Below are 13,828 nucleotides of genomic sequence, written 5' to 3'. Positions count from 1 at the left end.
CAGACTCAGCGCCGGCCTCCAGCGCGCCTTGAACGGTCGGTCATGCCCGGCAACATGCCGGCCCAGACCCGACGTGAAGAAGGGCGACATGGGCCTGCAACAACGCGCGCGCGTTGACACAAGCCCATGAAGCCGCTCACCGACTAGAGCGTGTTCAGGCTGACCGTAAACGGTCAGCGCGCTCTAGCTCTGTGTTTTGGCGAGAAACTTTATAACCCTGACTGAGTCCAGTCAGGGTTATGTTGCTCTAGAACATCAAGCTTTTAGCTTGATGTTCTAGATTTTGTTTTAGCGAGCAATTTCATGTGTTTATCTTGACGCTACCGCGCCAACCTAAACACATATTGCTCTAGGCGACGTCGAAGCGGTCGGCGTTCATCACCTTGGTCCAGGCGGCGGCGAAGTCGCGCACGAAGGCTTCGGCGTTGTCGTCCTGGGCGTAGAGCTCGGCATAAGCGCGCAGGATGGCGTTGGAGCCGAAGACCAGATCGACCCGGGTGGCGGTGAACTTCACCGCGTTGCTGACGCGGTCACGCAGCTCGTAAACCCCGGCCCGGCGGGGACCCAGATATTGCCCATGTCGGTCAGGTTGACGAAGAAGTCGGTCGTCAACGCGCCTTCGCGGGCGGTGAACACGCCATGCTTGGCGCCGCCATGATTGGCGCCGATGACGCGCAGGCCGCCCAGCAAGGTAGTCATCTCCGGCGCGGTCAGGTTCATCAGCTGAGCGCGGTCGAGCAGCAGCTCTTCCGGCTTGGCCGCATAGTCGCGCTTCAGCCAGTTGCGGAAGCCGTCATGCACCGGCTCCAGCGACGCGAAGCTGTCGGCATCGGTCTGCGCCTCGGTGGCATCGCCGCGGCCCGGGGTGAAGGGCAGCTCGATGGCAACGCCGGCCGCCTTCGCCGCGCGCTCCACACCGACATTGCCGGCCAGCACGATGACATCGGCGAGGCTGACATTCGCCGCCTGGGCGATCGGCGCCAGCACGCCCAGCGTCCTGGCCAGGCGGGCCGGTTCATTGCCCTCCCAATCCTTCTGCGGGGCGAGGCGGATGCGCGCCCCGTTGGCGCCGCCGCGCAGATCCGAACCACGGAAAGTGCGGGCACTATCCCAGGCGACCACCACCAGATCGCTGGTGGACAGGCCGCTGGCCGCGATCGTCGCCTTCAGCCCGGCGACATCGTAATCCTTGCGGCCGGCCGGCACCGGGTCCTGCCAGATCAGCTCCTCGGCCGGCACGTCCGGGCCGAAATAACGGGCCTTCGGTCCCATGTCGCGATGGGTGAGCTTGAACCAGGCGCGGGCGAAGGTGTCCTGGAAATAGGCCGGGTCCTTCATGAACTTTTCGCAGATGCCGCGATAGATCGGGTCCACCTTCATCGCCATGTCGGCATCGGTCATGATCGGGTTACGGCGGATATTCGGGTCCGAGGCGTCGCGCGGCTTGTTCTCTTCCTTGATGTTCACCGGCTCCCATTGCTGGGCACCCGCCGGGCTGCGGCGCAGTTCCCATTCATGGCCGAACAGCATCTCGAAATAGCCCATGTCGAACTTCGTCGGGTCGCTGGTCCAGGCGCCCTCGATGCCGCTGCTCATCGCCTGGCTGGCCTTGCCGTGCTGGTCCGGATTGCTCCAGCCCATGCCTTGGGCGGTGATGTCGGCAGCTTCCGGTGCCGGGCCCAGCCGCGCCGCATCGCCATTGCCATGGCATTTGCCGACAGTATGGCCACCGGCGGTCAGCGCCGCCGTTTCCTCGTCATTCATCGCCATGCGCGCGAAGGTCTCGCGGATATGCAAGGCGGTGCGGGCCGGGTCCGGCTGGCCGTTCACACCTTCGGGGTTCACATAGATGAGGCCCATCTGCACCGCAGCCAGCGGGTTTTCCATGGTTTTCGGCGTGCCGACATCGGCATAGCGCGCATCGCTCGGGGCCAGCCATTCGGTCTCCGGGCCCCAGTAAACATCCATCTGCGGATGCCAGATATCCTCGCGGCCGAAAGAGAAGCCGAAGGTCTTCAAGCCCATCGATTCATAAGCGATGGTGCCGGCCAGAATGATCAGGTCGGCCCAGGAAACCTTGTTGCCGTATTTCTTCTTCAGCGGCCAAAGCAGCCGGCGCGCCTTGTCGAGGCTGACATTGTCGGGCCAGGAATTCAGCGGCGCGAAGCGCATATTGCCATGCCCGCCACCGCCGCGCCCATCGGCGATGCGGTAGGAGCCGGCGGAATGCCAGGCGAGACGGATCATCAGCCCGCCATAATGGCCCCAATCGGCCGGCCACCAGCTCTGGCTGTCGGTCAGCAGCGCATGCATGTCGCGCTTCAGCGCCTCGACATCGAGCTTTTTCAGCTCTTCGCGGTAATTAAAACCGCGCCCCAGCGGGTCGGTCTTGGTGTCGTGCTGGCTGAGAATGTCCAGATTGAGCGCCCCGGCCACCAGCCGGTCACGGAATTGGAACTGGTCGCGGTGTTGCCGCCATGCATGACGGGGCACTTGCCCGCCCCTGCCGGTTGATTGCCGTCCATGGGTATCCTCCTATGTCAATCGAATTTGCCCGCTCGCGCGGAAAGCCTCATCAAAACCGCTGGCCAGCTTTGGTTATGCTGGTGGAGCAGCCACATGCACCGTATTTGGCAAGGAAAGTCTTACCAGCCTAAATCAATCAGATAAACTTTTATTTTCTGATTAAACTGATAAGATAATCTGATGAACAATATCACTCTGCGGCAGATACGCTATGTCGATGCGCTGGCCCGCCACGGCCATTACCGCCGCGCCGCCGAGGCCTGCGCCATCTCGCAGCCGGCTTTGTCGATGCAGGTGAAGGAGCTGGAGGAGGGGCTGGGCATCGCCTTGTTCGAGCGCGGGCTGCGCCAACTCCGGCTCACCGCCTATGGCGAGCAATTCGTGCAGCGGGCGCGGGCGATCCTGGAGGCGGTGGATGAGCTGGCGGCCCTGGCCCGCGCCGCCAAGGGCACGTTGCGCGGCACCTTGCGGCTGGGGCTGATCCCCACCCTCGCCCCGTATCTGCTGCCGGCGCTGATCGGCGATCTGCGCCAGAGCCACCCGGAGCTCGACATTCAGCTGCGCGAGACGGTGACCACCCGGATCCTGGAGGAGCTGGAGGCCGGGCGGCTGGATGTCGCCATTGTTGCGCTGCCAGTCTCCGCCCCGGCGCTGGTCGAGCTGCCCTTATTCAGCGAGGATTTCGTGCTGGTCCGCCCTGAGGAGCAGCGTGCGGCGCCGGTGCCGGACCAGGAGGGGCTGGCCAAGATGCGCCTGCTGCTGCTGGAAGAGGGGCATTGCCTGCGCGACCAGGCTCTGGCCTTCTGCACCCGCGCGCCACGGCCCGGCCAGGAGACGCTGGATGGCAGCTCGCTCTCCACGCTGGTGCAGATGGTGGCGGCTGGTCTCGGGGTGACACTGATTCCGGAGATCGCGGTACCGGTGGAAACACGCTCGGCGCCGGTCGCCGTGCAGCATTTCCCCGCCCCGGCGCCGCAGCGGCAGATCGGTATGGTCTGGCGCCGCTCCAACCCGCTCGGCCCCAGCTTCGAGGCAATGGCGCCAACCATCCGCGCCGCCGCCCAGCGCTGCCGCGTCCACGTCCACGCCCAGGATCAAGGCAAGGGCCGAGGGCAGGAGCAGCCTGATCCGGCTCAGCCGGCCATCTGATACACACCCTTGGCCAGGGTCGCGGCGGCGCCGGCCAGGGCCAGAAAGATCGCCCCCCTGCGCGCCCCGTCCAGCGACACCAGACGCCCCAGCCAATGCCCGCCGGCAAAGCCCAGCGCCAGCGCTGCCACCACCACCAGCCCCACCGCCTGGCCGAGATGCGGCAGCCCCTTGGGCAGGAAGGACGCCAGGTTGAGCACCGCCAGATAAACCTGCATCGAGGCGTAAAAGCTCGCCTGCTCCCAGGAGATATTCATCGCATAGAGCGTGATCGCCGCACCGCCGACGCCGGAGGTGGCGTTCATGAAGCCGCTGATCGCCCCGGCCGCCAGCGCCCCGGTGCGGCCGTGGAACAGCCTCACATGGCGCATCGTCATCACCAGAATCAGCGCCCCCAGCACCAGCGCGCCGCTGATGGTCAGCATCCAGGCGGAAGGGATCAGCCGCCCCAGCGGCGCACCGGCCAGGGCGGCAAGGATGGCCGCGGGGACCAGCAGCGCCAACCGCCTTGGCTCCGCCCGGCGCCAGGTGACGAGGAACATCCCGAAGGTGAGCAGGAAGGTGAGGATATTCGCCAGCAGCACGCCCTCAAACGGCCCCAGCACCAGCGTCAGCAGCGGCGCCGCCACCATGGCGAAGCCAAGCCCGGTGAGACGCTGGATGACCGCGCCGGCGAACACCGCCACCCCGATCAGGCCAAGCTGCAGCATTGTCATGGTGCCAGCGCCGCGGTGAAGGCTGCGGTGAGCGCCGCAGCTGCCGGCATCTCCGGCGTGCCCAGCAGCACCAGGGCCGATTCCTCGCCGGCGAAGGCCTCCAGGCTCCAGCGCCGGCCAACCAGCTGCAGCAGCATCACCCGCCCATCGGTCAGACGCAGCACCCCTTGCCACGCCAGATGCTGGCCGGCAGCGCCTTGAGGCAGGCGCACAGCCGCATTTCGTCAAACCGGCCCGGGCTCTGCCAGCTCCAGCTACTGACGCCATGCTCGGGCGCATCGGCGATCAGGGCGCTGGCGTTCTCCTTGCGCCCTGGCACCAGCAGCGCCTGCGGCAACGCGCCATGGGCGATCTCCAGAACGCTGACACCAGGGCGGATCGCCTGCAGCGTGGCCTGCGCCGCCGCCAGGGTTCGCGCATCGGCGAGGTCGCATTTATTCAGCGCCACCAGATCGGCGCGGGCGATCTGCCGGGCCAGCGTGTCGCTGAGCCAGCGATCCTTGTGCTGCGCCGTCACATTCAACGCATCCGCCAGCACGATCACCGCCTCCAGCCGCACCTGCCGGTTCAGCTTCACCAGCTGGGCGATGCGCCACGGGTCCGACACGCCGCTCGCCTCGACGACGATGCGCTCCGGCGCCAAAGCCAGAATTTCGGACAAGCTGGCGCTGAAATCCGGGCCGATCGAGCAGCAGACGCAGCCATTGGCCAGCGGCACCAGATTATCCGCCCCTTGCAGCAGCGCCGCATCGATGTTCAGCGCGCCGAAATCATTCACCAGCACGGCGACGCGCTGGGTGGCGTGGCGGAGCATATGGTTGAGGGCGGTAGTCTTCCCCGCCCCCAGAAACCCGCCCAGGATCGTCACCGGAATGCTCATGCCGGGAAGAACACGCCCCCGCGCATCGTGCCCAGCACCTTGGTATCCTTCAGCGCCGCAGGCGGCGCTGCCAGCGGGTCGCTCCCCAGCACCGCGAAATCCGCCAGCTTGCCGACCTCGACGCTGCCGACCAGATGGTCGAGCTTCAGCGTGTAGGCGGCACCGATGGTGATCGCATAGAGCGCCTGCTCGACGCTGATCCGCTCATCCGCCCCCAGCACCCGGCCGGAGGAGGTTTCGCGCATCACCGCGCACCAGGCGGTGAAAAGCGGGTCCAGCGGGGTGATCGGCGCGTCGGAATGAATGGCCAGCGGGATGTTGTTGCGCAGCACCGTGCCGCAGGCATCCATGCGCTGCGCCCGCGCCAGCCCCATCGTCTCGGCGATATGCGCCTCGCCCAGTAATAGATATGGTTGGCGAACATGTTGCAGCAGAGCCCCAGCTTGGCGATGCGCCGGTACAGCGCCTGGTCCGGCATCTGGCAATGCTGCAGCGTGTGGCGATGGTCGGGCCTTGGATGCGCGATGATGGCGCGCTCCAGCATCTCCACCGTCAGCTCGCTCGCCTCGTCGCCATTGGTGTGCATGTGCAGCAGCGCGCCGGCGCGGTGATAGGCCTCGATGATGCCGCCCAGCTCGCTCGGCGCGATATACCAGAGCCCGTTCGGCGCGCCGTTATGATAGCCCGGCCAGCGCAGCCGCGCGGTGAAGCCCTGGATCGAGCCATCGACATGCAATTTCACCGCGCCGATGAACAGCCGCTCGGTGCTCTGCGCGCGCAGCCGCTCCAGCCGGGCGATGCCCTCTTCGATGCTGTAAAACCGCGCCGCCATCGCCGGGGCGATGCGCAGCGGAAAATCCTCGTCGGCGGTGACGGTCTTGTAAACCTCCAAGGTGTCATCAGCGAGATCGCTGACCAGATCGGTCGCCGTGGTCACCCCCACGCGCCGCGCCAGCTGGCCGAAGCGCTTCAGCCCCGCCACATCCAGCTTGCGCGAAAGGCCGCCGGCGGCGATGCGGTCGCGGATCAGCCCCATCAGCTCGAAGCCGAGCAGCTCGCCGGTCGGCTCACCCGCCGCGTCGCGCACCAGCCCGTCCAGATCCGTCTCGCGATCCACGCCGATGATGCGCAGCGCGACCGAATTGACATTCATGATATGGCCGGAGGCATGGGTGATGATCACCGGCAGCGTCGCGGAGACCTGATCCAGGTCCCCGACATTCATCCGCCGGCCTTCCATGTAGATCGGATCGAACCCCCAGGCGGAGAGGCTTTTCGCCCCCGCCGGCAGCGGATGGGCGCGCAGGGCCGCCACCACCGCCTCGATGGTCTTCAGCCCCGGCGAAATCTCGCCATCCGGGCCGCGCCGGTCGAAATAGCCGACATAGGGGTCGCTCCAGACCGCGCCTTCGAACAGATGGCAATGGCCTTCGACGAACCCCGGCATCAGCACCGCCTCGGCGAAGCGTTCATCGCGACGGGACTCGCCGAAGCCCTGCATCTCCGCCTCACCGCCGACGGCGAGGATCCTGCCATCCCGCACCGCGACATGGGTGGCAACCGGCTGGCCGGGATTCATGGTGAGAATCCGTCTGGCGCGGAAGATCGTGGTGGTGGCGTGCATCATTCCATCCTCTCTGGTCACGGCGCGTCGGGCTTCTCGTCGCGGCGCTGATACAGCTCATAGAGCATGCGTTGGCCGAGCCGGCGGAAGGGGGCGAACATATGGCCCTTCAGCGCCCCGGTATAGATCGGCAGCGGATGCGCGCGCGGCTTGCCCGCCGCCAGCTCCGCCAGCCGCCAGCCGGCCTGGGCGGAATAGCTGACCCCGTTGCCACCATAGCCGAGCCCGTAGAAAAGCGGCTCGCCCGGATGGGGCTGCACGATGCGCGGCATCATGTCGTGGCTGACATCCACCCAGCCCCACCAGGAATAATCGATCTGGATGCCGGCCAGCGCCGGGAATTTGCGCGCCAGCCCCTCGGTGAGCACCTGCAGATGTTTCGGGTTGGCGGCATCGCGCCCGGTGATGGCGCTGCGGCTGCCGATCTGCAGCCGGTTCTCGGGCAGCAACCGGTAATAATAGCGCAGCACCCTTGTATCTGTAATCACCTGGCGGGTGCGAAAGCCGGTGGCCTCGAGCTCGTCGGGTGTCAGCGGCCGGGTGACCATCGAGTTGGAGAGGATCGGCATGATCTTGCTGCGCAGGGTCTTGTGCAGACCCTGGCCGGTATAGCCGCCAGTGGCGATGACGACGGCGCGGGCGCGCACCGTGCCGCCGGGCGTGCGCACCCGAAACACGTTTCCCTGACGCTCGATATTCAAAACCGGGCTGGCCGGATGCACCTTCGCCCCGGCGGCGCGGGCGGCGCGCAGATAGCCGAAGGCGAGCTTGGCGGGATTAACCCCGGTGCCCAGCGGCTCATGCAGCGCCCCCACCGCCTCGGCCTCTCGCACCCATTCGGAGTCGAGCGTGGCGCGGTCAAGGATTTTGGTCTTGTAGCCGAAGACGCGGTTGCTGAGCTCGCACTCCGCGCGCAGCCGCTCCAGCGTGCGCTGGCGATGCGCGATATAGAGATGCCCGCCTGCTTGCGCGTCGCAATCGATCTCCTGGGTCAGCGCGGTGAAGCGCTCGAAGCCCTCGCGGATTTCCGCATGCAGCTGCAGCGCCGTCTCCTCCCCCCACCGCGCGATCCACTGGCCGCGCGTCAGCCGGCCGGAGGCATTCTGCCCCTGCCCGCCATTGCGGGTGCTGCAGCCCCAGGCGACGCGGTTGGCTTCCAGCACACTCGCCTTGATGCCATGCTCGCGGGCCAGAAACAGCGCGCAGGTGAGCCCGGTGAAGCCGGACCCGACGATGACCACATCGGCATCCAGATCCTGGGTGACCGGCCCGTCATCACCCGGCGGCTCACCGGCGGCGGCCAGCCAGAAGGTCGGCGCATAGCTGCGGCCAATGCCCGGATGCGCATCGCGCAGCGGGTCGTAGAGCGGATCATAGGCGTTGCGCGCCGGGGTGGAGAGGCTCTCCCGCATGGCGGACCTCAAACGCTCTGAAGCGGACGATCCTTGCGGAAGGCGCTCTTGGAGACAATCAGATCGCCCTCAAACCCGAACAGATCGACCCCTTCCACCTCGATACGCCCGCCGGCCGGCGCGGTGGCGGTGAACAGCCATTCGGTGACGGCGCGGTCAGCGAACACGGCATGGCGGCGCACCTGCCATTGCACATCCGGCATGCTGGTCCAGGTGCCGACGAAGGCGGCGCGCACGGCCTCCAGCCCGGTGATGCGCTTGCCCACCGCCTCCGGCCCGGCCGCCGCATCGAACACGATGCCAGGGGCGAAGCAGGCCATCACCGCCTCGGCATCATGCGCGTTGAACGCCGCGAACAGGGTTTCCAACAAAGCGAGCCGGGTTTTTTCCATGATATCAGATGATCCGTTGTAAAGGAGGGAGACGCCGCAGCGTTGGCACCAGATTACGCCGGGGACGGCGGCAAGAAAGGTCCAGTTACGGCAAATCATACAGCCAGTTGCATCTTTTCAAGCCGGGCCCGGCACGCCTATGCTAGCCGCTTGTTGGAAAATCATTTGTGCCCAGGGGCGAAATCATGAACCACCCGTTGCAGATGACGCCGCCCGCGCGCAAACAAGCGGCGGAACGCGCATGGAACCAGCTGTTCCAGCTGGACCCAGAGGGCGGCATCTCCTTGCAGGTGCAGATCCGCCGCGCCTTCGTCGCCGCGATCCTGGACCAGCGCCTGGCCGCCGGCAGCAAGCTGCCCTCCAGCCGGATGCTGGCGCAACAGCTTGGCGTGGCGCGCAACACGGTGAATGCCGCCTACCGGCAACTGGCGGATGACGGGCTGATTCTGGCGCAGCCGCGCAGCGGCTATCAGGTCGCCGCATTGCCGGAAGAGGCGACGCGCAGCAGCGCACCGCTGGCTGCACCGGCCAGCGCCAACGGCCCGCATTGGGCGGCGCGCATCGGCTCGCGCTATTCCACCATGCGCAATATCAGCAAGCCGGCGGACTGGCATCGCTACCCCTACCAGTTCATTTATGGCCAGCCGGATCCTGCCCTTTTCCCGATCGCGGAGTGGCGCGCCTGCTCCCGCGCCGCCCTGGCGGTGCTGGCGATCCGCGACTGGGCGGCGGATATGATCGATGGCGACGATGTTGCGCTGATCGAGCAGCTGCAGCGCCGGGTGCTGCCACGGCGCGGGATTTTCGCCTCGGCCGAGCAGATCATGATCACGGTGGGCACCCAGCACGCCTTGTTCATGTTGGCGGAGCTGCTGGCCTCGGCGCATAGCGTGGTGGGGGTGGAGGAGCCGGGCTATCCGGATGCGCGCAACATCTTCGCGCTGCGCGGGGCGGCGCTGCGGCCGCTGCCGGTGCGCGAGGACGGCATCGAGATCGCGGCGTTGCGCGGCTGCGATCTCGCCTATCTGACACCCAGCCATCAATGCCCGAGCTCGACGACGATGAGCCTGGCCGCCCGCCAGGCGGTGCTGGCGCATGCGCAGCGCCACGACCAGCTGATCATCGAGGATGATTATGATTCGGAGATGAGCTTCGCCGAAACCGCGCTGCCGGCGATGAAGAGTTTCGATGCCGAGGGCCGGGTGATCTATCTCGGCAGCCTCTCGAAAACCCTGGCGCCGGGCTTGCGGCTAGGCTTCATGGTGGCGGCCCTGAGCTGATCGCCGAGGCCCGGGTGCTGCGGCGGCTGATGCTGCGCCACCCGCCGGCGAACAACCAGCGCGCGACGGCCTTGTTCATCTCGCTCGGGCATTATGATTCGCTGCTGGGACGGGTGAAGAAAAGCCTGGCGGAGCGCGCGAAAATCCTGAATGCCGCGCTGCGCACGCACGCCCCGTCACTCAGCTTCACGCCGCTGCGCGGCGGCTCCTCCGCCTGGGTGCAGGGGCCGGCGGGGATGGATTCCGGCCTGCTGGCAAAACTTGCGGAAAAGCAGGGCATATTGATCGAGCCGGGGGAGCTGTTCTTCCATCAGCCACCCGTCCCTTGCCCTTATTTCCGCCTGGGCTTCGCCTCCACCCCGACAGATAAAATCGCCGAAGGCATTAAACGCCTGGCGCCGCTGGTGAACCAGGCCCGGCTTTGAAGGGGTGGGGGCTTTTCCAAGCCCCCACCCTCAAACTCAGCCTTTCTGCAATGCTCCCGAGAGCCTCGCGTAAATCACCGGCACAGGCGACTCCACCCGGCGGCTGATCAGGCTGCCAACGGCGACGATGACGATATTCACGATCAGGCAGACAAAGCCGATATTCCAGCCGTCCAGGCTCACCTTGCCCACCACCATGGCGATGGCCATGACATCGGCGACCAGAATCCCGGCGATGATCGCATAGGGGTTGATGCGGCGCAGGAACAAAATCGCGATGACGCCCGGGAAGAACTGGGTGATCCCGAAATAGGCGGTGTTCACCAGGGTCAGCATCAAGGAGGGCGTCACCAGGGTGAAGAAGATCGACAACGCCAGATAGATGACGATGGCGATCTGCGCCCCGCTGCGCTGGCGGATCTCGGGCAGATGGCCGAGCAGATTGCGCGAGATCAGCGGCCCCATCGCCAGGCTGATGCCGGCCAGAACGACGAGGCCGGAGAGTGCCGCCCCCGCCGCCACCATGCCCAGCAGCCAATGCGGCAGCAGCGCCACGGCCGCGGCCATGAAGGCCTGGTTCGGCGAGGCCAGATGCAGATTCTGCCCCAGGCTGAAATAGGCCGCCACCACCAGGAACGGATACATCAGCATGTAAAGCGGCATGAAGATCTGCGCCTTGCGGATGGTCTGCTCGCTGCGCGCGGTAAACAGGTTAGGGATGGCGAAGGGGAAGAGATAGAAGCCCAGCGACTGGAAGAAGATGGTGCTCATCGAGAAGCGCTCTTCCGTCGGGTTCATCTGGCTGTGCACGTGCTGGCTGGCGGCCTGAAAAATATGGCTGAGCCCGCCCGCCGAGGCGGCGGCGACACCGGTGACCACCAGCGCCAGCACCAGCAATATATCCTTGATGATGGAGACCATCGCTGGGGCACGGATGCCGGAGGCGGCGATGTAGGCGAAGGCGAGCACCGCCGCGATCAGCGACAGCGCCAGCGGGTTCAGATTCCAGCCCAGCCCGTGCAGGGCCACGATCAAGCCGGTAAATTGCAGCTGTCCCCACGGGATCATGAAGATGATCGCGGTGATGGTGACGGTCAGCTCCAGGGCACGGCTGTTGAAATGCCCCTTGAACAGATCCGGCAGGGTGAGCGCGTTATAGAGCTGCCCGGCGCGCCAGATCAGCGGATTGAGGAAATAGCCGAGCGGATAGCCGAGCAGAATATAACCCAGGAACCAGATGCCGTAGGTCGGCCCCTTGGCGTAAATGCCGCCGGGAAAGCCGATCATGGTGCCGATGGAGTAGATCTCACCCACCGCCAGGAAGAACAGCAGCGGCCCGCCAAACTGCCGGGAGGCAACCAGATATTCCTTGAGGTCGGAGGTGTTGTGCCCGCGCATGGCCGAGAAGGCCACGACCAGGGAGAACAGAATGATCGCGATGAAAACGAAACTGGCCATGTCTGGTCTCCTTATGCCGCGTCAGCGCGGTGACGGTCGAAACAGAACCAGCAGATCGCCAGGCACGCCGAGGTCAGGAAGAACCAGGCGAACACCCATAGATACAGGAAGGGGATATTCCACAGCGTCCAGGTGACGCTGTTGGCAAAGGGCAGCAGCCCGATCACGCCGAAATAGGGCACCACCAGCCCAATGAACACTCTCAACATCAACTATATGCCCCAAAACAAGCAGTTCATGGGCCACGTGACACACGGCGTTATTGGGGGCGGTCGCGCATTGAAAGATGCAAGACCGCCCCGATCGGTTATCCGATGCTGCTTACCCTAACCGAACCGGCGCTGGTCCACCAGCACCAGATCGCAATGGCGATAGGGCCAGTTCCCTGGCCCTCCCCGCGCCTCAGCCCTTGCGGATCTCGAAGCGCTTCAGCGGCCCGGCCAGCACCGCGAAGCAGAGCACCGCGACGAAAGCATGCGCGGCGATGAAGCCCAGCGCACCGTTGAAGGACCCGGTATCCTTGACGATGTAGCCGATGACGATCGGGGTGACGATGCCCGAGGCATTGCCGATCATGTTGAACACGCCGCCGGTAAGTCCGGTGATCTCACGCGGCGCGATATCCGCCATCACCGCCCAGCCCAACGCGCCAACGCCCTTGCCGAAGAAGGCGATGGCCATCACCGCGATCACCACGGCGTTGATGTTGGTGTAGTTCGCCGCCAGGATCGACATTGAGAGCAGCATGCCGCCAATGATCGGGATTTTGCGCGACAGGCTCAGCGACAGCCCCATACGCTGCAGCGCATCCGAGAGCACCCCGCCCAGCACGCCGCCGGCAAAGCCGCAAATGGCCGGAATGGCGGCGACGATGCCGACTTTCAGGATCGACATATGACGCGCCTGCACCAGATAAACCGGGAACCAGGAAATGAAGAAGTAGGTGAGCGCGTTGATGCAATATTGCGCCACGAACACGCTGACCATCATCCGCGAGGCGAACATCTGCTTCACCGCCTCGGCGCGAAAGCCAGGTGCCAGCGCGGCGCCGGGCTTCACCGTGTCGATCCGCACCAGCCCGCCGCCCTGCTCGATATACTCCAACTCGGCCTTGTTGATGGACGGGTGCGCGTCCGGGTTGTGGATCACCTTCAGCCAGAGCAAGGAGGCGAGGATGCCCGCTCCACCCATCACGAAAAACACTGACTGCCAGTTGATCGTATGGATCAGCCAACCCATCAGCGGCGCGAACATCACCGTGGCGAAATATTGCGCGGAATTGAAGATAGCCGCTGCGGTTCCGCGCTCATTGGCCGGGAACCAGGCGGCGACGATGCGGCTATTGCCAGGAAAGCTCGGCGCCTCCGCCAGGCCAACGAGGCAGCGCAGCAGCACCAGCGTGATGATGATCTCCGTCGTGCTGCTGAAAATGGTGACGAAGCCCTGCAGCGCCGTCACCACCGACCAGGAGAAGATACTCCAGAAATAGACCCGGCGCGAGCCGAACCGGTCCAGCAGCCAGCCGCCGGGGATCTGCGCGACGACATAGGCCCAGGAGAAGGCGGAGAAGATATAGCCCAGCCCGATAGGATCGATCCCCAGCTGCTTGGACATCGGCGCGCCGACCATCGACATGCTGGCGCGGTCGCCATAATTGATCGCCGTCACCAGGAACAGCATGGCGACGATCCCATATCTCACTTTGCTACGGCGCAGCGCCGCCGTGACCACCGACGAACTCATTGGGCTTGTTTCTCCTTCAATTCTTGGTCGTTCTTGTCATTGGGAGCGGCCAAGCTGGGTCATCTCCAAGGGATTTTTTTGACGTATAAACACTAATATATTAGAACGTCAATGCAGTTCCCACCTGCCGGCCTGATCGACCAACCTCTCCCTGGCAGAGCTATAATAACGATCAAGCTTGCTATATGACTGCGCATATCCGCCCTACCGCCTTACGGGACCG

At 65.2% G+C, this 13,828-nt stretch carries 12 protein-coding genes and 2 pseudogenes; 3 read left to right on the top strand and 11 right to left on the bottom strand.

Features of this window, described 5'->3' with window-relative positions; genetic code table 11:
• Window positions 1-349: 349 nt before the first annotated feature.
• Window positions 350-2,525 (bottom strand): annotated as a pseudogene (katG, locus tag GT370_RS19055) (catalase/peroxidase HPI).
• A gap of 181 nt (window positions 2,526-2,706) precedes the next feature.
• Between katG and GT370_RS19050 the strand changes: the two are divergent.
• Entirely contained in the window at window positions 2,707-3,675 is a 969-nt protein-coding gene (locus GT370_RS19050) for a hydrogen peroxide-inducible genes activator (RefSeq protein ID WP_008495353.1), read from the top strand.
• Here the strand turns inward: GT370_RS19050 and GT370_RS19045 are convergent.
• The 7 genes and pseudogenes from GT370_RS19045 to GT370_RS19015 all read right to left on the bottom strand — a co-directional run bounded on the left by GT370_RS19045 (window position 3,660) and on the right by GT370_RS19015 (window position 8,699).
• The gene (locus tag GT370_RS19045; protein WP_008495352.1) at window positions 3,660-4,391 is read right to left on the bottom strand and encodes a TSUP family transporter; all 732 of its coding nucleotides are present in this window, start codon (window positions 4,389-4,391) and stop codon (window positions 3,660-3,662) included. The genes GT370_RS19050 and GT370_RS19045 overlap by 16 nt on opposite strands.
• Window positions 4,388-4,555, bottom strand: coding sequence for a hypothetical protein (locus tag GT370_RS19040; RefSeq protein WP_270183562.1), 168 nt, complete (start codon window positions 4,553-4,555; stop codon window positions 4,388-4,390). Before GT370_RS19040 ends, GT370_RS19045 begins: the two co-directional genes overlap by 4 nt.
• Complete coding sequence (locus GT370_RS19035; protein WP_270183561.1) at window positions 4,543-5,271, bottom strand: CobW family GTP-binding protein; 729 nt, start codon at window positions 5,269-5,271, stop codon at window positions 4,543-4,545. Before GT370_RS19035 ends, GT370_RS19040 begins: the two co-directional genes overlap by 13 nt.
• Complete coding sequence (locus GT370_RS19030) at window positions 5,268-5,756, bottom strand: amidohydrolase family protein (protein ID WP_270183560.1); 489 nt, start codon at window positions 5,754-5,756, stop codon at window positions 5,268-5,270. Before GT370_RS19030 ends, GT370_RS19035 begins: the two co-directional genes overlap by 4 nt.
• Before the next feature lie 26 nt (window positions 5,757-5,782).
• Window positions 5,783-6,718, bottom strand: a pseudogene (locus GT370_RS19025) (amidohydrolase family protein); the annotation flags it as partial.
• Between the two features lie 194 nt (window positions 6,719-6,912).
• On the bottom strand, window positions 6,913-8,307 hold the full coding sequence (locus GT370_RS19020; RefSeq protein WP_008495348.1) for an NAD(P)/FAD-dependent oxidoreductase: 1,395 nt from the start codon (window positions 8,305-8,307) through the stop codon (window positions 6,913-6,915).
• Between the two features lie 8 nt (window positions 8,308-8,315).
• Window positions 8,316-8,699, bottom strand: coding sequence for a nuclear transport factor 2 family protein (locus GT370_RS19015; RefSeq protein WP_008495347.1), 384 nt, complete (start codon window positions 8,697-8,699; stop codon window positions 8,316-8,318).
• Window positions 8,700-8,884: 185 nt separating this feature from the next.
• Here GT370_RS19015 and GT370_RS19010 point away from each other — a divergent pair, with 185 nt between their 5' ends.
• Both GT370_RS19010 and GT370_RS19005 read left to right on the top strand, forming a co-directional pair.
• Complete coding sequence (locus GT370_RS19010) at window positions 8,885-9,979, top strand: aminotransferase-like domain-containing protein (RefSeq protein ID WP_270183559.1); 1,095 nt, start codon at window positions 8,885-8,887, stop codon at window positions 9,977-9,979.
• 14 nt (window positions 9,980-9,993) lie between these two features.
• Entirely contained in the window at window positions 9,994-10,404 is a 411-nt protein-coding gene (locus GT370_RS19005; RefSeq protein WP_270183558.1) for a hypothetical protein, read from the top strand.
• 36 nt (window positions 10,405-10,440) lie between these two features.
• Here GT370_RS19005 and GT370_RS19000 read toward each other — a convergent pair whose 3' ends face one another.
• The 3 genes from GT370_RS19000 to GT370_RS18990 all read right to left on the bottom strand — a co-directional run bounded on the left by GT370_RS19000 (window position 10,441) and on the right by GT370_RS18990 (window position 13,605).
• On the bottom strand, window positions 10,441-11,862 hold the full coding sequence (locus tag GT370_RS19000; protein WP_008495345.1) for a sodium:solute symporter family protein: 1,422 nt from the start codon (window positions 11,860-11,862) through the stop codon (window positions 10,441-10,443).
• A gap of 11 nt (window positions 11,863-11,873) precedes the next feature.
• The gene (locus GT370_RS18995) at window positions 11,874-12,071 is read right to left on the bottom strand and encodes a DUF3311 domain-containing protein (RefSeq protein ID WP_008495344.1); all 198 of its coding nucleotides are present in this window, start codon (window positions 12,069-12,071) and stop codon (window positions 11,874-11,876) included.
• Window positions 12,072-12,264: 193 nt separating this feature from the next.
• Window positions 12,265-13,605, bottom strand: a complete 1,341-nt coding sequence (locus GT370_RS18990) for an MFS transporter (protein WP_008495343.1) — start codon at window positions 13,603-13,605, stop codon at window positions 12,265-12,267.
• Window positions 13,606-13,828: the final 223 nt, after the last annotated feature.

The sequence above is a fragment of the Acidocella sp. MX-AZ03 genome, assembly GCF_027626035.1.
GTDB lineage: Bacteria > Pseudomonadota > Alphaproteobacteria > Acetobacterales > Acetobacteraceae > Acidocella > Acidocella facilis.
The sequence above is the reverse complement of the archived record's forward strand: the minus strand, read 5'-3'. Positions and strand labels throughout refer to the sequence as shown.

Excerpts from the sequence above, each read along its gene's own strand:
- GT370_RS18995 (WP_008495344.1), bottom strand. The coding sequence starts at position 12,071 with ATGTTGAGAGTGTTCATTGGGCTGGTGGTGCCCTATTTCGGCGTGATC.
- GT370_RS19000 (WP_008495345.1), bottom strand. The coding sequence starts at position 11,862 with ATGGCCAGTTTCGTTTTCATCGCGATCATTCTGTTCTCCCTGGTCGTG.
- GT370_RS19010 (WP_270183559.1), top strand. The coding sequence starts at position 8,885 with ATGAACCACCCGTTGCAGATGACGCCGCCCGCGCGCAAACAAGCGGCG.
- GT370_RS19015 (WP_008495347.1), bottom strand. The coding sequence starts at position 8,699 with ATGGAAAAAACCCGGCTCGCTTTGTTGGAAACCCTGTTCGCGGCGTTC.
- GT370_RS19045 (WP_008495352.1), bottom strand. The coding sequence starts at position 4,391 with ATGACAATGCTGCAGCTTGGCCTGATCGGGGTGGCGGTGTTCGCCGGC.
- GT370_RS19020 (WP_008495348.1), bottom strand. The coding sequence starts at position 8,307 with ATGCGGGAGAGCCTCTCCACCCCGGCGCGCAACGCCTATGATCCGCTC.
- GT370_RS19050 (WP_008495353.1), top strand. The coding sequence starts at position 2,707 with ATGAACAATATCACTCTGCGGCAGATACGCTATGTCGATGCGCTGGCC.
- GT370_RS18990 (WP_008495343.1), bottom strand. The coding sequence starts at position 13,605 with ATGAGTTCGTCGGTGGTCACGGCGGCGCTGCGCCGTAGCAAAGTGAGA.
- GT370_RS19035 (WP_270183561.1), bottom strand. The coding sequence starts at position 5,271 with ATGAGCATTCCGGTGACGATCCTGGGCGGGTTTCTGGGGGCGGGGAAG.